Raw genomic sequence first — 19,209 nt, 5'->3', positions numbered from 1 at the left:
TTGCAAAGAAAGACGGGCCCATACGTTAACTATAGGATTCAAAAATTCTAATACAGTCCCAAGTTATCACCTGAAGTACATGCTTAAGCATTCGTTTAAATAGACAAGGATTGTATGATTCAACCAGTAATATGGTGTGTATATTTGCCAGACCTATAGGGCATTAATAAACATGAACAAAAACAGAGGTAATTAGTGTATGAGAAGGGAAGCTTGTACGGTGAATCACAATCGCCAACTTCTAATATCAACGGATATTGCCGGCAAACCATTCGCGTTTGTCCCATTGCTTAGTCGTATGTATCGTCTTAATCAAAATGAAACGTCATTAAAGAAAGTTGAAGATGACGTATACATACTTACTGATGTATCTGAGGTTCCTGGAGTAGAGGCAGATTTCAATAATGAAGTGGCAACACGGGGAATAGACTCCCTACAAAGAAAGCATACCCCTGGAATTGCATTAGTGATAACCCAAAATTGTAATCTCGGATGTAATTACTGCCTTGCAAAGCAGGGGACTTTTGGATTACCAATTAGAAACATGAAATCAAGTGAAGTTTTATCCAGGATTGATTCACTTTTTGAAATGGAGCCTAACATCGATTTCATTAAGTTTTTTGGAGGAGAACCTACTCTACGTATGGATCTAATCGAAGACGTATGTAATCACGTAACGAAAATCCTTGGGAAAAATGTACATTTCGCACTTGCTACAAACGGTACAACGAACGCCAAAGAACAAGTTGGATTGTGGAAAAAGTTTAGAGTAAGTGTTTCCGTCAGCATTGATGGACCTGCTAAAATTCACAATGCAGTGCGTATTCGTAAGGACGGAACCGGTAGTTTCGAGGCTGTGATGTTGTATTGCAACACATTACGCGAACAAGACTTTCCTTTTGCTGCTGTAGCAGTATTCGATGAAAGGCATTTACAAAATAAATTTTCGTATTTAGATACAATAAGATACTTAAACACAATTAGCCCTTTAGTAAAAGTACAATTCGTTGAAGCTCTTGGAGATGCCGTTGGGAATAGTAACAATAGTCCTTTAACAATCAGTGAAGTAAAGAGACAAGTAGTAAATGCGGTCGACGAAATTATGCGGACTATTCGTAATAACTTCGTTAATTGGGAAGACCCCGGCAGTTGGATGTATGACAATAACCTCTATAGATTTATTTATGCGATTGTGAAAGAAATTGCTCGACCTTATACGCATGCATGTACAGCATCACATCTTACTACCGTATTCCCGTCTGGAGAACTGACCGCTTGTTATACATTTTCTGAGAGTAAAGAACTCAGCTATGGGGACCACAAAACAGACGTTAATGTTCTAACAAACAAAAAAAGGAATTTCCAAATTGAACATGAATGGAATGCTTTATCAAGCCATGGTGCAACAGTACCTTGGTATAGAGGTGTAGTCGGAGATATTTGTGTAGCGGATATGATGAATTCACCCTACGGGAGGTTACAACAAAGTGATTTTTATCAAGCGTATCAGGAAACTGCGGTTTTACGAATACTCCAACACCTGCCAACATTTAAAGACAAGCCGTTGGAAAATATAAGGTTGTTGCATGCAATTGAGAAACACAGATTACTGACTGGAGAATATACAAAAAAAATCAATTGACAGAAAGGTGATAAAAATGTCAGAACGAATTAGCTTAGATACTGCCTCGGTAACTTTGAATGATTTATTTAAAGAAGCTATAAAATGGGAAACTCTTAAATCCTCAGACTTAACAGACGACCAGTTAGCAATAGTTAATCTAAAACGTGTGATTGAAAACAAGGATGCTGCGCCCCTTGGTGGCGGAAAAGAATGCTTTATTTGCGGCACTGGCGCCTAATTTTTTTAACCATTTAGTAAAAGAGGGCTTTTAATGACAGCCACACCAATAATGCTTAACATTAAGCGCGTTACACAAGAAGATCCGAGGAAATATTGTGCGCCAGCTTGTATTCAAATGATCTTAGCAGCTTATGGTGTAGAACGGGCGCAGGCAGAGATTTGGACTGCCTGTCGTCCTTTACTTGCCCCGCAATCAACTGAAGTTTGGTATACCGATCCAGAAGCTGTTGGAGTTTATTTAAATTCGATCGATGTCATTTCATCAAAATTTCAGGTCAACGACCTCAGTTTTGATGATATCACCAATGCCCTAAGTAAAATTGCAAGGAACATTGCGTATTACCAACACGCTCCGACAATTTTGGTTTGGGGAGGAGCCCATTGGGTGACCGTTGCAGGTATTCAAGCTTTTTTTCCCGGTGAGGATAAAGAAAACGGAGAAATTTCAGGAATATGGGTAGCTGATCCTGGCAGAGGTACTTCCAGTATTGAATTTAAACCTATAAATGAATGGTTCCTAAATAAATATTTTACTCGAAGTAACGTAAGTAATGATCAATTGTGGAAGGGAAAATATGTAGTTGTTGGAGAAGGTAGCGGAGATCTGGTAAACAACATTAAGATAAAACATACTCCCGTAGGTGGTGGGGGTATAATTTCGCGAGGTGATGTTATTAACATCATCTTAGAAGATATTCAGACCTATGGGTTAGGACTCGCTGAGCCCATTGAGGAAGATAGCGTAACGTCAAAACCTATTACCGTTCGATTTTTGAATTCTGATTCTGAATATTACATTGCACCAATAAAAATAAATAATTCAAGGGCGTGGGCAGCATACATTTCCAGTGAATCGGGAACAATTCTTAATTCATTAACTGGGATTATCTATGCGGATGTTTTGCCATTACCTCCTACAAAAGAAGATTTAAAAAGATTATTGGAAAGTAAATTAGGAATAACAAATGATATAATTCGTGAAACCGATGGGCTTTTTTGGACGGCGTGTCGTGAACTAACTTCAATGTTTAACGTCGTGCGAATTGTCGAGGTTAACGAAAAAAAGTATTTTATTTCTTCCGATGGGGAAATTCATGATATGCTTCACTCAGAAACAAGCTCGGGTTATTTAGCCGGTTAACTCCGAGCGTTACAAGGTTTGCGAAGGCTAACGAGGCCAGAAAAAACTTCGCAAGCGAAGAAGGTTAGCGTGGGCTGTGAAGCTCAGGATCGAGCCGGAGCCCGTGTTTGGCGTTATAACTACTGAGGGTATCCCAAAAGTCGCCTTTTGGGATACCCTCTTGCATGATAAGGAGATAAGTTCTTATACGTCGAAGTACAGGTTGTATTCGTACGGATGAATGCGGATGGCAACGGCTTTCGCTTCTGCGCGTTTGAACTCGATGTAGTTGGCGATGAAATCCTCGGAGAACACGCCGCCTTCGGTCAGGAACTTGTGGTCCTTCTCGAGATTGTCGAGCGCTTCGTCCAGGGAGCCCGGCACGCTGCGGATTTGCTTGAGCTCTTCTTCCGGCAGCTCGTAGATGTTCTTGTCGAGCGGACCGTAGCCCTTGGCGCGTGGGTCGATCTTGTTCTTGATGCCGTCCAGACCGGCCAGCAGCATGGCGGAGAACGCCAGGTACGGGTTGGACGTGGTATCCGGGGTCCGGAATTCGATCCGGCAGCCTTTCGGCGTTACGGCAGCGACCGGAATCCGGACGGCTGCGGAACGGTTGCCTTTGGAGAAGACCAGGTTAACCGGAGCTTCGTAGCCGGGAACCAGACGCTTGAACGAGTTGGTGCTCGGGTTCGTCAAGGCGATCAGCGCCGGAGCGTGGTGCAGGATGCCGCCGATGTAGTAAAGGGCGGTTTCGCTCAGGTTGGCATAAGCGCCTTCTTCATAGAACAGCGGCGTGTCGCCGTTGAAGATACTTTGGTGAACGTGCATCCCGCTGCCGTTGTCGCCAAAGAGCGGTTTCGGCATGAAGGTGGCGATTTTGCCCCATTGTCTTGCCGTGTTTTGCACGATGTATTTGTATTTCAGGAGGTTGTCGGCAGTTTTGGTCAGCGTGTCGAAACGGAAGTTGATTTCCGCTTGGCCGGCCGTCGCCACTTCGTGGTGATGGCGCTCGATGCGCAGGCCCGATTCGATCAGAAGCCGGCACATTTCGCTGCGGATGTCCTGCTGGGTATCCGTCGGAGCAACCGGGACATAGCCGCCTTTTTGCTTGATTTTGAAGCCCAGGTTTCCGTTCTCTTCCTTGCGTCCGGTGTTCCAAAGCGCTTCTTCGGAATCAACCTCGAAAAAGCTCTTGTTCATTCCGGTTTCGAAACGAACGTCGTCGAAAATGAAGAATTCCGATTCGGGAGCAAAGTTGGCGGTGGTGCCGATTCCGGACTTTTGCAGGTACTCCTCCGCCTTCTGTGCGATGCTGCGCGGGTCGCGGTCATAGCGCTCGCCGTCCGGCGTGAAGATGTTGCACATGATATTCAGAGTCGGATGAGCGGTGAAGGGGTCCACAAACGTGGATTCGGTATCCGGCATCATGACCATGTCGGACTCTTCGATGCCCCGGAAGCCCGGGATCGAGGAACCGTCGAACGCCACCCCGTTCTTGAACGTGTCTTCGTCAACTTCCGCGGCGGGCAGAGTGACGTGGTGTGCTTTACCGGACAGATCAACGAAACGGAAGTCGATCCATTCAATGTTCTTCTCCTTGACTAGCTCCAATACTTTAGCTGCCGACATCTTATAACCTCCCAAATTCCGAACATTCATCGTCTCTATAGCGACTATTGTTCAAGTTTCTTGCTCAATCTTGCGATAATTATAAATCCATCGATTTATGCCGTCAATACTTATGTCAGCTATTTTTTACGACTATGTAAGGTATGATGACACCTGGCGTTCAAGAATAAACCGGTATTTTCCTTGCAGCGGTGCGGGTTTTTGAAGAAACCCGCAGACATAACGCCAACAAGCGAAGGCGATGAACGCCCTTCGCTTGCCCGGTTATAAAAAGGTTTGATTAGCCTGTTTCTTAAAGCGCCCAAGACCCTGCCGGCACCGGCTGTTTTTGCGTTTCAAACCGCTTGCCCACCAGCGGAGCGAGCTTCTCCAGATCGGACAGCAGCGCGGCGAACTGATCCGGGAACAGCGACTGAACCCCGTCGCCGGTCATCGAGTTGTCCGGGTCGGTATGCATCTCGATAATCAATCCGTTGGCGCCGGCCGCAACCGAAGCCTTCGCCATCGGCTCGACCAGCTCCCGGCGTCCGGTGCCGTGGCTCGGATCGGAAATGACCGGCAGGTGGCTGAGCTGCTGCAAAACCGGGATTGCGGCCAGATCAAGCGTGTTGCGGGTATAGGTTTCAAACGTGCGGATGCCCCGCTCGCAAAGCATGACATTGGGATTGCCGCCCGCAAGAATATATTCGGCCGCGTTCAGCAGCTCGTCGTAGGTGGCGCTGAAGCCGCGTTTGAGCAGCACCGGCGTTTGGATGGTGCCGAGCTTGCGCAGAAGATCGAAGTTTTGCATGTTCCGCGTGCCGATCTGAAGAATATCGGCGTATTTGGCGCATACGTCCACGTACTCGGGTGTCATTACCTCGGTAATCGTCAGCAGCCCGTGCTTCCGGCCCGCTTCCGCCATCATCTCCAGCCCCTCGACGCCTACGCCCTGGAAGCTGTAGGGGCCGGTGCGCGGCTTGAACGCGCCGCCGCGCAGCACCTGTCCGCCGGCCTGCTTCACCAGGCGGGCGATCTCGTCGATCTGCCGGGGCGATTCCACCGCGCAGGGGCCGCCCATCACCACCAAGTCCGCTCCCCCGATGCGCACTCCCTTGATGTCGATGACCGTGTCCTGCGGGTGAAAATCCCGGCTGGCGAGCTTATACGACTTCGAAATTTTGACGACCTGCTGGACCCCGTTCATTTGGCGGAGCTGCTCAGCCATCGACGGGTCGATTTTGCCGATGATGCCGATGACGGTATGGTCTTCCCCCCGCGACAAATGCACCCTTGCGTCATGCTTCTCGATGAAACGCACGATTTCGGCGATGCGGTCCTCCGGCACTTGATTGGACGTAATGACGATCATTTCGGTTCCCCCGTTTACTGGATTAATGGTTCGATATTTTCCCGCTTCAACGCTTATACGCTTTTAATCGTTAAAGTGATCATAACAGGCAGCCGCCCATTTTGTCAATGGCATTTATCGCGCCGGTGAAGCGCAAAAAAAAGAAGCCCGCCTCGGCGGAGCTTCCCTATTCAAAATTCCCGAACGCTGCATGACCCGGCCTTAAGCTTTGGCCTTCGGAGCCGGAATCAGCTTTTTCTTGTTAATGGTTCGGACGATTTCCCATGTCGATTGGTCTTGCGGATCGTATTTTTCCAAATAGGCGATCACTTCTTTGGTGATCGGCGTCGGGGTCGACGCCCCCGAGGTGACCGCCACCTTGCGCGCCGGCGCCAGCCAGTCCCGGTTTAACTCGGTGATGTCCGCAATCCGGTAAGCGCGGACGCCCGAGATTTCTTCGGACACCTGGGCCAGTCGGTTGGAGTTGTTGCTTCGGGGGTCGCCTACCACCAGCACCAGATCCGCTTCCTTCGCCTGCTCCGCCACCGCCTCCTGCCGCAGCTGGGTAGCGAGGCAGATTTCATTGTGGATTTCCGCATGCGGATAACGCGCCAGCAGCCGGTTCATGATGTCCTTGATGTCCCATTGGCTCATGGTGGTCTGGTTGGTGATGACGATGCGCTCCGCCTCCACCGCCAAAAGATCGATCTCCTCCGGCTTTTCGATCAGATGCACGCGGCCGGGCGCGATGCCGGCGGCGCCTTCCGGCTCGGGATGCCCCTTCTTGCCGATGTAAATGATTTCGTAGCCTTCCGCCGTCTTGTCGCGGATCAGGTCATGGGTCCGGGTAACATCCGGGCAGGTCGCGTCCACCACCGTAAGCCCCTTCTCCGCAGCCCGCCGGCGCACCTCGGGGGAGACGCCGTGCGCCGTGAAAATCACGGTGCCCTTGTCGATCCCCTCCAGAATCTCCAGCCGGTTCGCGCCGTCGAGCGTAATAATGCCCTCTTCCTCGAAAAACTCGGTGACGTGCGCATTATGCACAATCATGCCCAATATATGAATCGGGCGCGGCAAATCCAGGTTGCGGGCGGCGCTCATGGCCAGCGCCATGGCGTCCACCACCCCGTAGCAGTAACCGCGCGGCGATATTTTCACAACTTCCACGTTGGTCGCACTCTCCCCTGCCGTATTATTGCAAGCTTTTCCGGCCTCTTCAGTATAACGGCTGGGCCGGCGGTCTACAAATGCTCCGGCTCCGCTTCCTCCTTCACGACCTCCGTGGCCGGAAGCCAGATGCGGAACTCGCTCCCTTCGCCCAGCCGCGTCGTCACCTCGATGGAGCCTTCGTGCTCGTCGATGATCCATTTGGCGATGGACAGGCCAAGCCCCGTACCGGAGGTCTTGCCGCGCGATTCGTCCGCCCGGTAGAAGCGCTCAAAAATATGCGGCACCTGCTCCCTCGCCATGCCGATGCCCGTGTCGCGGATCGCAATGCCGACCTGGCCGGGCGTCTGCATGCCTTCGAGCACTACCTCGCCTTTCGGCGTGTATTTGAACGCGTTCTCGATAAAGATGAACAGCATCTGCCGCAAGTAATCCGCGTTCCCATACACGTAGGAGCCGGCGAGCACCGACAGGTCGCCCACTTTCCATTCGGCTGCGCGGGGAAGATGCGTGGCCTTGCGGCAAACATCCTCGACAAGCGCGTGAAAATCGGTCTGCTCCTTGTGCATGGTAATCCCGGCATCGGCACGCGCAAGCGCCAGCAAATCGTTGACCAGATGGCTCATCCGGCTGGCTTCCCCGGCGATATCCTCGATCGCCTCCAGCGAAAACGTCCGCTTCTCCTCTTCGCTGATCGGGCTGTCCGCCCCGTCCCGGCTGTGCCATACCTTTTCGAGCAGCTCGACATTCCCCCGGATGGTCGTCAGGGGAGTGCGCAGCTCGTGAGAGGCGTCGGAAACGAACCGCCGCTGCATCCGGTTGGATTCCTCCAGCTCGCGGTAGATGAACTCGATCCGGGCCAGCATGCCGTTGATCGTGCTGGTCAGCTGGCCGATTTCGTCCGGCGGGCCGTCGTAATCGATACGCCGGCCAAGGTCGTTGCCGCCCTGCACGAGAGCGGCCTCCCGCGTCACCTGCTCGATCGGCTGGAGCGCCTTGCGCGCCAGATACCAGCCGGTCGTCGCCGCGGCGGCGATGACGAACAAGGCGAAAATAATCAGCACCTGCGCGACCCGGCGCAAAAGCAGCAGCGTATCGTCCACGCGCACGGCGATCTGGATCACGCCGGCAAAGACCGGCTGCTGATTTTGCCCGATTTTCTGAAAGACGGGCCGGTTGTACATCCGAATGGCGGTGGACCCGATCGTCACGTTTTGGATATAAATGCTGCCACGCGACGTTTCCCGCAGCATGCCCTCCGTCCTCGGCAGGAGGAGGCCCTGCATGTTGCCGACAGGCGAAACCGTTTCATCCTGGCTGATAACCTGAATAAAATAAAGCGCGTACACCGGCGAAACCTGCGGCAGCGGCGTCGGCTCGAAGGTGTTGGTCAGCGGATACCAGGTCCAGCGGACGCCGCTGTTGACCTCCTCCGCAAGCTGGGCCATCTGCTTGTCCTGATTGTCGTACAAGGTAATGGAAAGAAAGGTGTACAGGGAAACGCCGAACAAAAAGAGAAGCGCCGCAAGCAAGGAAGTATACCAAAGCGTCAGCCGCATGCGGATGGTCATGCTAGACGTCTCCCCTCAACACATAACCGGCGCCCCGGACGGTCTGAATGATCCGCTTGTGGCCGTGCTCCTCCGTCTTCTGCCGGAGAAGGGCGATGTAGACCTCCAGCACGTTGGATTCCCCGCTGTAATCGAAGCCCCAGATTTTCTCCATGATCAGATCCCGGGACAGCACCCGGTTGGGGTTCTGCATAAAAAGCTGCAAAAGATCAAACTCCTTCGTCGTCAGCTCCACGCGGAAGCCGCCCCGGAACACCTCCCGGGCGTCCGGATCGAGCAGCAGGTCGGCATATTCCAGCTTGTTGCCCTTCGGCGCCGGCGTATCGCTGCGGCGGCGCAGCAGCACGCGCACCCGGGCCAGCAGCTCCTCCAGGGCGAACGGTTTGATCAAATAATCGTCGGCTCCCATATCCAGGCCCTTGACCCGGTCGGACACCTCGTCTTTGGCTGTCAGCATAAGGACTGGAGTGGCGCTGCCGCTCTCGCGGATGCGCCGGCAAACCTCCCAGCCGTCCACTTTGGGCATCATCACGTCCAGGATGATTAACTGCGGATCGGTTTCCATAACCCGCTTCAAGCCCTCCAGCCCGTCGTTCGCCGTTGTCACGGAATACCCTTCGAAAGCGAGACCGCGCCGCAGCATGGAGGTAATTTTTTCGTCGTCGTCGATGACCAGGATTTGTTCCCGCATTCCGATCCCTCACTTTACCTTCTATTGTACCAAATTCGGAAGGCGTTCGCCTCACGAAAAGGGCAGACCGCGGACGGGTCCGCCGGTCTGCCCCTTGATGTCAGCCGAAGCCGTGCGCCAGGGATTACTCGTTCGTGCTCTGGCTCTGCTGATAGGTGTTTCGGTCTCCGATTGTCACTGGAATATCCATTTTCTTGCCGTCGCGGATAATGTTCAGGGTCACTTTGTCGCCGACTTTGTATTCCTGGATCCGGGTCACCAGCGCTTCGCTGCTCTTGACCGCCTTTCCGTCTACGCCGGTGATCACGTCATAGACCTTGACGCCCGCCTTGAAGGCCGGAGTGCGGACCGCCACTTCGCTGACGACGGCGCCTTCAGTGCTGGAGAGGCCGAGGTCCTGCTTCAGCTGCTCGTCGATGGCCCCAAGCGTGACGCCGACAAACGGTACCGGCTCCTTCGGAATTTCCACATTGTTTTTCAGCTTGTCGACCACTTCGTTAATCGTCGTGATCGGGACGACGTAGCCGATGCCCTGCGCCTGCGAGTTAACGGCCGTGTTGATGCCGATGACTTCCCCGTTCAGATTCAGCAGCGGACCGCCGGAGTTGCCGGGATTAATGGAAGCGTCCGTTTGCAGCAGATGCGAATAATTGCGGACCGTGCTTCCGTCCTGGATCTGGATGGAGCGTTCTTTGGCGCTCAGCACGCCGACGGTTACGGTATGGTCCATGCCGTACGGGTTCCCGATGGCAACCACCCAGTCGCCGACGTTCAGGTTGTCGAGATTGGCCGCGAGCGGAAGCGTCGGAAAATCGGAATCGCCCTCGATCTTCAGGACCGCCAGGTCCAGCTCCTCGCTGTTGCCGAGCAGCTCCGCCGTATACGGCTCGTCATGCCCTTCGATGTAGACCTTGATCTCGTCCGAGTCGGCGACTACGTGCTCGTTCGTCAGGATGTAGCCGGATTTCTCGAAAATGAAGCCCGAGCCCATGCCGGCCGGCTCCGGCTCGCTGCTTTGCGGCTGCTGCTGGGTGCCGCCCTGGTAATCGTCGCCGAAGAATTGGCGGAAGAACGGGTCGTCGAACAGCGAGGACTGGCTCCGCTGCGACTGCTGCGGGGTCACAAAGGTTTCGATCTTGACGACCGCCGGGCTGGAGTTCTGCACGATCGTGGAAATGTTGTCCGGCCGGGCAACGTCCAGCGCGACGTTCTGGCCGCTTTCCTTCGGCGCCGTTGTTGTCGTGGCTGCGGCAGATGTATTCGCCGTCGCCGCCTGCTGCTCCGGCGTAAACAGGTTGTACCGGTCGGCGCCGAACATCAGGCCGCCGACCACAACCGCCGTCGCCAGAATGGTGGCGAACGTTCCGCGAACCCGCGAGCGCTTGGGCGGTTTGCCGGCCGTCCACTGTCCGGCCGCCGGCTGGGTCCGGGCCGGCACAACCGGCGGCTCCAGCGGCCGTACCGGTTTGGGCGGCGTCACTTCGACGCTTTCACGCGCTTCCTCCTCCATCCGGCCGGCTCCTGCGGACGGGGACTTATAAGGCCCGTACGAATAATAGTAGGATTCGCTTTCTTCCCGCTTTTCCCAAGCACCGGAACGTTCCTTCTCTTCGCCGGCTTCGCGGTTCATGCCGTTCATACCGTTTTCTCCGTAATCGCGTCTGTTGTCTTCCATACCAATCGTTCCTCCTTGAAGATGTCTATGAGTTCTTTCGTTCATTGTATTGGGAACCTCTACAAAACCATTATCACCATTCTAGCTTAACCGAACCTTAAACGAAGCTAAAGAATAGCTAAATTGTTCAAAATGCCCCGTCAAAGCTGCAAATTCAGCTCCTGAGCCGCAGGGCGGCCGCATGGCATCGGCTCTTATCATTATAGTGTTTTTTACCCCAAAAAAAGGACGGGCACGCAAAAAAACCGGAGGCCATCCCCCGGTTTCCCGTGTTCCTATTCTGCCTGCCCCGTAACCGCGCCCTCATTCAAAGCGTCAAGCATTGCTTCGGTCACGGTTCCCTCTCCTCGCCGGAGAACGGACACCCGCACCTTTTTCTTGCCCCAAAGCTCGTATACCTGCTGCTTCGTTTCGAAATAAAGGTCGATTTTTTTGCCTTTGATGGCGCTGCCCGTGTCGGCGACAACGCCGAAACCGTAACCCGGAATATACAAAATGGTTCCGATCGGAAAAACCCGCGGGTCCGCCGCCACGGTCGAGAACAGTCCCTTCCGTACCTTGACCCCCGAAAAGGTAAGGCCGTATTCCGGGTGGCCGGGACGTTTGCCGGTGGACTCGGGGCCGGCGTAATACCCGGTCGCCATAACTTCAACCGCCTCGAAATGGCGCGGCTCCAGAAAAGCAAACGCCGCGCCGGTCTTGCTCTCCGTAACGGCCGCGGCAGGCTTTGCGGCCGGGCCGGACTTTTCCCGGACGGACCCCGCAGCGGGGGCGGAACCGGTAGACTTGACGGCTGCGGCGGCGTCCGGCTTGCGGTTCCTCGCCGATTCCGCCGCTCCCGTCTCCTCCAGCCCCGCAGCGGCAGCCAGCCCCGCGACAAGAAAGCCGATGGCGGCCGCCCGCCGTACCGGTTTTGTAAATCCGGCTATCATCGCTGATCTTCACCCTTTCGCCAAACGAATGATCGGCGTCTGTTCGGATTTCCTTCCTCCCTAGCATGCGGGTTTTCCGCCGTTTTATGCAGCCGGACGCAAAAAGGCCCGGAAAACGGCGTCCGGGCCTTCTCAAAAAGTCTTTTTTAAAAAGGCTTATTCCTAAGCATCCTTCGCTTGCGTACTTCTTCCTTTGCGCTCAATGTCCGCCAGGATAAGCGCGACGGTTTCGTCCACGCTCTTGGCGCCCAGGTCCCCTTCGCCCCGTTTGCGGACGGAGAAGCTGCTTTCGGCGGCTTCTTTTTCCCCGACGACGAGCATATACGGGATTTTTTCCATCTGGGCTTCGCGGATTTTATAGCCGAGCTTTTCGTTGCGCCCGTCGTATTCGGCGCGGATGCCGGCGTCGAGCAGCTTCTCGGTCACTTCCTTGACGTACCCTTCCACCGCCGTCGTTACCGGAATGACGCGCGCCTGAACCGGAGCCAGCCAGGTCGGCAGCGCGCCGGCGAAGTTCTCCAGCAGGAACGCGGTCATGCGCTCGGCCGTGCTGATTATCCCCCGGTGAATGACAACCGGGCGGTGCTTCTGGCCGTCGTCGCCGACATACTCCAGCTCGAAGCGCTCCGGCAGCAGGAAGTCGAGCTGCGCGGTCGACAAGGTCTCTTCCTTCTTCAGCGCCGTGCGGATCTGCACGTCCAGCTTCGGGCCGTAGAATGCCGCTTCGCCTTCCGCTTCGTAATAAGGGAGTCCGAGCTCCTCGACGACTTCCTTCAGCATGCGCTGCGACATTTCCCACATCTCGTCGTTGGGGAAATACTTTTCGGTGTCGTTGGGGTCCCGGTAGGAAAGACGGAACCGGTAATCCGTAATGCCAAAGTCCTCGTACACGCGCTTGATCAGGTTGACGACGCGGGCGAACTCTTCCTTGATCTGATCCGGCCGGCAGAAAATATGGGCGTCGTTCAGCGTCATCGCGCGGACGCGGTGCAGACCGGTCAAGGCGCCCGACATTTCATAACGGTGCATCGTGCCCAGCTCGGCTACGCGCAGCGGCAGGTCGCGGTAGCTGCGCATGTCGCTCTTGTACACCATCATGTGGTGCGGGCAGTTCATCGGGCGGAGCACCAGCTCTTCATTGTCAAGCTGCATCGGCGGGAACATGTCCTCCTGGTAGTGCTCCCAGTGGCCCGAGGTCTTGTACAACTCAACGTTTGCCAGCACCGGCGTGTAAACGTGGTCGTAGCCCAGCCGCTCTTCCAGGTCGACAATGTAACGCTCCATCGTCCGGCGCAGCTTGGCGCCGGCTGGCAGCCAAATCGGCAGCCCCTGGCCGACTTCCTTGGAGAAGGTAAAGATTTTGAGCTCTTTGCCCAGCTTCCGGTGGTCGCGCTTCTTGGCTTCCTCCAGCAGGAACAGGTATTCGTCCAGCTCCGCTTTTTTGACGAAGGCGGTGCCGTAAATGCGCTGGAGCATTTTGTTCTTGGCGTCGCCGCGCCAGTAAGCTCCGGCCACGCTCAGCAGCTTGAACGCCTTGATCCGGCCCGTGGACGGCACGTGCGGCCCCCGGCACAGATCGAAGAATTCGCCCTGATCGTAAATGCTGATGATTGAATCCTCCGGCAAATCGTTGATCAGCTCCAGCTTGAGCGGATCGCCCAGCTGATCGAAAATGCGGATTGCCTGCTCCCGCGTCACCTCGCGCCGGGTGATCGGCAGGTTTTCCTTGACGATCTTTTCCATTTCCTTTTCAATGGCTCCGAGATCCTCGGAGGAAATCGGAGTATCGAGGTCGATGTCGTAATAAAACCCGTCTTCAATAACGGGTCCCACGCCCAGGTGAACCTTGCCCGCTCCGTAAATGCGCTTGATCGCCTGCGCCAGCAGGTGAGCGGTGCTGTGCCGCATAATTTCCAAGCCCTCTTGGCTGTCCAGCGTCAGGATTTCTACCGCCGCGTCTTCCTGCAGCTCCGTCGGCAGATCGGCCGTTTTGCCGTTCACTTTGGCGGCGACGGCGTTTTTCTTCAGGCCCGGGCTGATCGATTCGGCGATGCGGTCAAGCGTAACGCCCGCTTCGTATTCGCGCACCGATCCGTCCGGCAATGTCGCTTTGATCAACATGTAAACTCTCCTCCCAGGTTCAAAAAAGGAAAAATAAAAAACGCACGGTCCCAAGGGACGAGTGCGTTTTAAGCTCGTGGTTCCACCCTTATTCGACCGGCGCCCTACAAGCGGAATCCGGTCCTTCGGCATTCGATATCGGGAATGACCCGGCGGTAAATACTGTTTCCGGCCGTTTGGCCCGAAAGTTCCTTATCGCAGCTGCAAAGGGGTAAATCCGCCGTTTCTCGGAAGGAGCTTGCACCGTTCTCCTCTCGCTGGGCCGCATCCGGACGAATTCATGTCTTTGGTCATCGCTTCGGCTGGTTCATGCAGATTTCTCCCATATTATAAGAAAAAACGCCGCCGCCAGTCAAGCGGGGCGCTACTTCGGGGCGGCGGCGGCTTCAGGTCAATATGTGATCCTGCAGCCGTTTCTCGCCAAAAAGCTGGCACATCGTGCAGTCGCAAAATAGCACGCGCTCCTCGAAAATCTGCCGGATCGTTTGCAGGACCGGCAGCTCGGGGCTCCGGGTGTGGATATAAATCCGCGCCGGCGCGACCGTTATGAGCGTGCTGACAATAAGATCCTCGAAATTCAGTTCCTTCTCCAGCGTTTCCATCGTCATTTCGCCGCCGTCCGCCGAAGCCGGATCAATCGGGTCCAGCTTTTCGTCCAGGAGCAAAAATTCCGTCCCCTCTTTGTGCAGCAGATGCACGGAGGCGGTTTTGGACTTCTGGATATAAACAAAATATTTCAGCAGGGCGATAAACTCCTGATACTGCTTATCCATCAAAAACTCGTCCACCGCATAATCGGCGGTCCGCTTCATATCCCGGCGGTAGCCGGACAACCGGAAGGCGAGCAGGCCGTCCAGGTTCACCATGCTTTCGCTCTGCAAACAGGCTTCGATTTCCTCCGCCATGCCGCGAAAGCGGCGGATCGCATGGACTTTTTCCTTTGCCGGCGTTTCCGGCTCTTCCGGCGTCTGGCGGGTAAACGAGAGCAGCTTGTCGAGATCGGCTTCGGCGGAATACGAATAGCAGCGGGTGAAAATGCCGCGGAGAACGGTTTCCTCTTCGTCCTCCAGAATATACCAGGCAATGGCCCGGCTCACCTCGCGCCGGAGCTTTTTGCGCTCGGCCGCGCTCCATTTTTCCTGTCCGGGGTTCAGACAGCGAATGACCTGGTGGCGCGCATATACCTTTTCTTCCAGCTTGACGCCGCAGGACAGACCGGACAATTGCCGGTCCAGCTTCTCCCGCAGCTTTGCCGCTTTCGTTCCGGAAGTGTTCATCATTGCGATGGTGTAGTGGTCCATCGTGTGCTTCCCCCCCTCGCCGTTCCGTGCCATATCGGTACAGTTAGAGTATATGGCGGGCCGAAAGGGGATATACAATCAAGTATTTGGCACTAATTTTGCATGATAAAGTCCTTGTCCACAGCCGTTTCTCCGTCGAAGGTGCGCAGAATGCGGTACTGGGTATCCCGCTGCGCGGGCGTTTTGCCCGCCTGACGAATCAGCTCCAGCGTTTGGCCGATGTTGACCTTGTGCGTCGTTCCCGCCGCGGAAACGACGTTTTCCTCGATCATGGTGCTTCCGAAGTCGTTGCACCCGTAAGAAAGCGTAAGTTTGCCGATTTCGGGGCCCATCGTAACCCAGGACGCCTGGAAGTTCGGGATGTTGTCCAGAAAAAGGCGGCTGACCGCCAGCGTCTTCAGGTATTCCTCAGGCGTCGCTTTCTCCGTTTTGCTCATGTTCGTGTTGTCCGGCTGGAAGGTCCACGGTATGAAGGCCAGGAAGCCGCGGCTCGGCAGTCCCGCCGCCTTCGTCCGGTCCTGGGCGTCGCGGATGCGCTCCAAATGAAGCGCACGCTCCTCGAACGACTCCCCAAAGCCGATGACCATGGTGCCGGTTGTCGTCATGCCGACGCGATGCGCCGTTTCCATCACGTTCATCCAGTCTTTCCACGAGCCCTTTTTGCGGCTGATCTTGCTCCGCGTCCGGTCGTCGAGAATTTCCGCGCCGCCGCCGGGAAGCGAATCAAGACCGGCGCAGTGCAGCTCGCGCACCACTTCCTCCAGGGACAGCCCGTTCGATACTTCCTGCATCTTCATGATTTCCGCCGGCGAAAAGGAGTGCATGGTAATGCCCGGGAACCGCCGTTTGATCTCCCGCAGCAGGTCGGTGTAGTAGGAAAAGGGAAGCTCGGGGTTGGTCCCGCCCTGCATTAAAATTTCCGTTCCGCCAACGTCGAGGGTTTCCTGGATTTTGCGGAAAATCGTTTCGTCGGGCAGCACATAACCTTCCTTGGAGCCCGGCGGCCGGTAGAACGCGCAAAACCGGCAGTAGGTATCGCAAATGTTCGTATAATTGATGTTGCGGCCGATTACGAAGGTCGCGACCGGCTCCGGATGCCATTTGCGCATGATCCGGTCGGCGGCGGCGCCCATTTTCTCGATTTCATCGGATTCGAAAAGAGCCACGCCCTCCTCGGTGTTCAGCCTGCCTCCGGCAAGCGCTTTCTCCAAAATGGCGTCGATCGTGCGCAATGCTCTATGTCCTCCTTGCAGCCGGGCGGCTTGCTCTACCGGCTTTCCATATTTTCTATTATGGTAGCATATGCGGGGCCGTCGAGTCGACCGAAGCAAAAAGCCGCCGCATGGAGGCGGCGGCTTGCAGACGGTGAAGCGTGTGACGACGCGAAGCGGACAAGGACAAGCCGCTCCGCTCCTCATCCCGCGGACCTCCGCCGGTTACCCGGCGTCTGTTTCCTTGACGGCGCGGACAAACCGCTCCAGCGCTTCCATCAGGAACGCGCGCGGGCAGGCGATGTTGATCCGCAGGAACCCGGCGCCCTGCTGGCCGAAAACGGAGCCTTCGCTGAAAGCGACGCCGGCTTTTTGGAACATCAGGTCTTTCAGTACCTGCGGCGATTCCGAAATCGCCCGGCAGTCCACCCACACCAGATAGGTGGCTTCGGGCTTCATCGGCACGGCCTCGGGCAGGTGCTCCTTCAGGTAGGCGATCAGCGCGTCCCGGTTGCCCTCCAGATAAACCATCAGCTGATCCAGCCAGTCGTCGCCGTGGTTGTAGCTGCTTTCCACGGAGGTCAGGCCGAAAAAGCTTTCCATGTGAATCGACAGCGTCCGCAGCAGCCGGTTGTATTTGGCGCGGAGCTGCGGATTCGGGATAATCGCGACGGCCGCCTGAAGGCCGGCCAGGTTGAACGTTTTGCTCGGGGCGATGCAGGTAACCGTGAGGCCCGCAGCCGCCTCCGAAAGCGAGGCGAACGGGATGTGCTTGTGCCCCGGGTACACGAGGTCGTGGTGGATTTCATCGGCGATCACCAGCACGTTGTGACGGACGCAGATGTCCGCGATCCGCTCCAGCTCGCCGCGGGTCCAGACCCGGCCGCCCGGGTTGTGCGGCGTGCAGAGCAGCAGCATCCGGGCTCCGTCCGCCGCCTGCCGCTCCAGCAGGTCGAAATCGATCTCGAACCGGCCCTCCTTCACGAGAAGCGGGTTGTCTACGATCTCCCGCCCGTTCGAGCGGATCACATCATAGAAGGGATAGTAGACGGGAGACTGCAAAATGATCCGGTCTCCCGGCTCCGTCAGGGCAAGCACGGATACGCTCAGCGCCGGAACGACGCCGGGACTGGACGTGATCCAGTCCTTTTGCACCTGCCAGCCATGCCGGCGGGAAAGCCAGCCGATAATGGCTTCATAGTAGGACTCCGGCCGCACCGTATAGCCGTACATGCCGAGATCGGCCCGTTCCTTTACCGCCTGAACGACTTCCCGGGGCGGCTCAAAATCCATATCCGCTACCCATAGCGGCATGATATCCTCCCGGCCGAACAAAACCTCCGATTGATCCCATTTGTAAGACGCGGTCCCGCGCCGGTCGATCACCTTGTCAAAATCGTACGGCTTTGTCATCTCCGTTTTACTCCCCCTTTTCCTGCCTTGCCGCTTCCAGCGCCCCGTCCAGATCGGCGATCAGATCGTCCGCGTGCTCAATGCCGACCGAGAATCTTAACAGCCGGTCGTCCACGCCCACCTGGCGGCGGATTTCCTCCGGAATGTCGGCATGCGTCTGCACCGCCGGATACGTCATCAGCGACTCCACGCCGCCCAGGCTCTCGGCAAAAGCGATCAGCTTGATATGGCGCAGGATGGGCTCCACATAAGCGGCCTTTTTCACCTTGAACGAAAAGATCCCGGTATTGCCCGACGCCTGTTTACGCTGAATCTCATAGCCCGGGTGCTCGGACAGGCCCGGGTGGAATACCTGGTCGACGGCGGGATGACCGCTTAAGAAGCGGGCGACGGCGAGCGCATTGTCCTGATGGCGCTCCATTCGCAGGGCGAGCGTCTTCATTCCGCGCATCAGCAGCCAACAATCCTGCGGACCCAGCACGGCTCCGATTGAATTGTGCAAAAAGGCGATGCGCTCCGACAGCTCTTTGCCCCGGGTCACGATCAGTCCGGCCAGCACGTCGTTGTGGCCGCCAAGGTACTTGGTCGCGCTGTGCACGACGATGTCGCACCCCAGTTCCAGCGGCCGTTGAAAAAACGGTGTGAGCAGGGTATTGTCCACAATCGTGATCAGCCCGTGCCGTTTCGCCCACGCATTTACTTTTTCCAGATCGGTGACCATCATGAGCGGGTTGGTCGGCGTTTCGATCAGAACTCCTCGCGTGTTCGGCTTGCGGTGCGCCTCCAGCGCGTCCAGATCGTTGGTATCCACATAGGAGGAAGTCACGCCGAAGCGCGTCATGATCTGCTCCAGCAGCCGGAAGGTTCCGCCGTAGAGATCGAGGGAAACCAGCAGGTGATCGCCCTGCTGAAACAAGGCGAAGACCGTTTGCAGCGCCGCCATGCCCGAGCTGCAGGCAAATCCGGCGTCTCCCCTCTCCAGCTCCGCCGCGGCCTCTTCCAGAACGGAGCGGGTCGGGCTTTTGGTGCGGATGTAATCGAAGCCGGTGCTTTCCCCGAGACGGGGATGGCGAAAAGCGGTGGAGTGGTAAATGGGGAAATTGATTGCTCCCGTTACCGGCTCCTGGACGGAACCGATCTGGGCCAAGCGGCTTTCGATTTTCATGTGGGGTCTCCTCTCGGCT

Annotated in this window: 15 protein-coding genes; 3 read left to right on the top strand and 12 right to left on the bottom strand. The window is 55.8% G+C overall.

The window, feature by feature from the left end:
- Nucleotides 1-220: 220 nt before the first annotated feature.
- The 3 genes from AC6I6H_RS07200 to AC6I6H_RS07190 are packed head-to-tail and all read left to right on the top strand — an operon-like array spanning nucleotide 221 to nucleotide 3,005.
- Nucleotides 221-1,642, top strand: a complete 1,422-nt coding sequence (locus tag AC6I6H_RS07200; RefSeq protein ID WP_497953063.1) for a radical SAM protein — start codon at nucleotides 221-223, stop codon at nucleotides 1,640-1,642.
- A gap of 16 nt (nucleotides 1,643-1,658) precedes the next feature.
- The gene (locus tag AC6I6H_RS07195) at nucleotides 1,659-1,862 is read left to right on the top strand and encodes a hypothetical protein (RefSeq protein WP_497953062.1); all 204 of its coding nucleotides are present in this window, start codon (nucleotides 1,659-1,661) and stop codon (nucleotides 1,860-1,862) included.
- 33 nt (nucleotides 1,863-1,895) lie between these two features.
- Nucleotides 1,896-3,005 carry a C39 family peptidase gene (locus AC6I6H_RS07190; protein ID WP_497953061.1) on the top strand — a complete coding sequence of 370 codons (1,110 nt, stop codon included), beginning with the start codon at nucleotides 1,896-1,898 and terminating at the stop codon, nucleotides 3,003-3,005.
- A 183-nt stretch (nucleotides 3,006-3,188) separates the two neighbouring features.
- Here AC6I6H_RS07190 and glnA read toward each other — a convergent pair whose 3' ends face one another.
- The 12 genes from glnA to AC6I6H_RS07130 form a co-directional block, all read right to left on the bottom strand.
- Nucleotides 3,189-4,613, bottom strand: coding sequence for a type I glutamate--ammonia ligase (glnA, locus tag AC6I6H_RS07185; RefSeq protein ID WP_497953060.1), 1,425 nt, complete (start codon nucleotides 4,611-4,613; stop codon nucleotides 3,189-3,191).
- 292 nt (nucleotides 4,614-4,905) lie between these two features.
- Nucleotides 4,906-5,964, bottom strand: a complete 1,059-nt coding sequence (gene aroF / locus AC6I6H_RS07180) for a 3-deoxy-7-phosphoheptulonate synthase (RefSeq protein WP_497953059.1) — start codon at nucleotides 5,962-5,964, stop codon at nucleotides 4,906-4,908.
- Between the two features lie 201 nt (nucleotides 5,965-6,165).
- The gene (locus tag AC6I6H_RS07175) at nucleotides 6,166-7,110 is read right to left on the bottom strand and encodes a 4-hydroxy-3-methylbut-2-enyl diphosphate reductase (RefSeq protein ID WP_497953058.1); all 945 of its coding nucleotides are present in this window, start codon (nucleotides 7,108-7,110) and stop codon (nucleotides 6,166-6,168) included.
- A 74-nt stretch (nucleotides 7,111-7,184) separates the two neighbouring features.
- Nucleotides 7,185-8,681, bottom strand: a complete 1,497-nt coding sequence (locus tag AC6I6H_RS07170) for a sensor histidine kinase (protein ID WP_497953057.1) — start codon at nucleotides 8,679-8,681, stop codon at nucleotides 7,185-7,187.
- Between the two features lies 1 nt (nucleotide 8,682).
- Nucleotides 8,683-9,372 carry a response regulator transcription factor gene (locus AC6I6H_RS07165; protein WP_497953056.1) on the bottom strand — a complete coding sequence of 230 codons (690 nt, stop codon included), beginning with the start codon at nucleotides 9,370-9,372 and terminating at the stop codon, nucleotides 8,683-8,685.
- A 124-nt stretch (nucleotides 9,373-9,496) separates the two neighbouring features.
- Complete coding sequence (locus AC6I6H_RS07160) at nucleotides 9,497-11,047, bottom strand: S1C family serine protease (protein WP_497953055.1); 1,551 nt, start codon at nucleotides 11,045-11,047, stop codon at nucleotides 9,497-9,499.
- A gap of 275 nt (nucleotides 11,048-11,322) precedes the next feature.
- Nucleotides 11,323-11,979 carry a 3D domain-containing protein gene (locus AC6I6H_RS07155; RefSeq protein WP_497953054.1) on the bottom strand — a complete coding sequence of 219 codons (657 nt, stop codon included), beginning with the start codon at nucleotides 11,977-11,979 and terminating at the stop codon, nucleotides 11,323-11,325.
- Nucleotides 11,980-12,141: 162 nt separating this feature from the next.
- Nucleotides 12,142-14,100, bottom strand: a complete 1,959-nt coding sequence (gene thrS / locus AC6I6H_RS07150; protein WP_497953053.1) for a threonine--tRNA ligase — start codon at nucleotides 14,098-14,100, stop codon at nucleotides 12,142-12,144.
- 386 nt (nucleotides 14,101-14,486) lie between these two features.
- Nucleotides 14,487-15,401 carry a sporulation protein YtxC gene (gene ytxC, locus AC6I6H_RS07145; protein WP_497953052.1) on the bottom strand — a complete coding sequence of 305 codons (915 nt, stop codon included), beginning with the start codon at nucleotides 15,399-15,401 and terminating at the stop codon, nucleotides 14,487-14,489.
- A 92-nt stretch (nucleotides 15,402-15,493) separates the two neighbouring features.
- A complete protein-coding gene (gene mqnC / locus AC6I6H_RS07140; protein ID WP_497953051.1) occupies nucleotides 15,494-16,633 on the bottom strand; it encodes a cyclic dehypoxanthinyl futalosine synthase in 1,140 nt (379 codons plus the stop codon).
- 204 nt (nucleotides 16,634-16,837) lie between these two features.
- Nucleotides 16,838-18,025, bottom strand: coding sequence for a MalY/PatB family protein (locus AC6I6H_RS07135; protein WP_497953050.1), 1,188 nt, complete (start codon nucleotides 18,023-18,025; stop codon nucleotides 16,838-16,840).
- 7 nt (nucleotides 18,026-18,032) lie between these two features.
- Nucleotides 18,033-19,190, bottom strand: coding sequence for an aminotransferase class I/II-fold pyridoxal phosphate-dependent enzyme (locus AC6I6H_RS07130; protein WP_497953049.1), 1,158 nt, complete (start codon nucleotides 19,188-19,190; stop codon nucleotides 18,033-18,035).
- Between the last annotated feature and the right edge of the window lie 19 nt (nucleotides 19,191-19,209).

It is taken from the genome of Gorillibacterium sp. sgz306347 (assembly GCF_059735245.1).
Note: the sequence above shows the minus strand (reverse complement) of the source record. Positions and strands in the feature narration are given on the sequence as shown.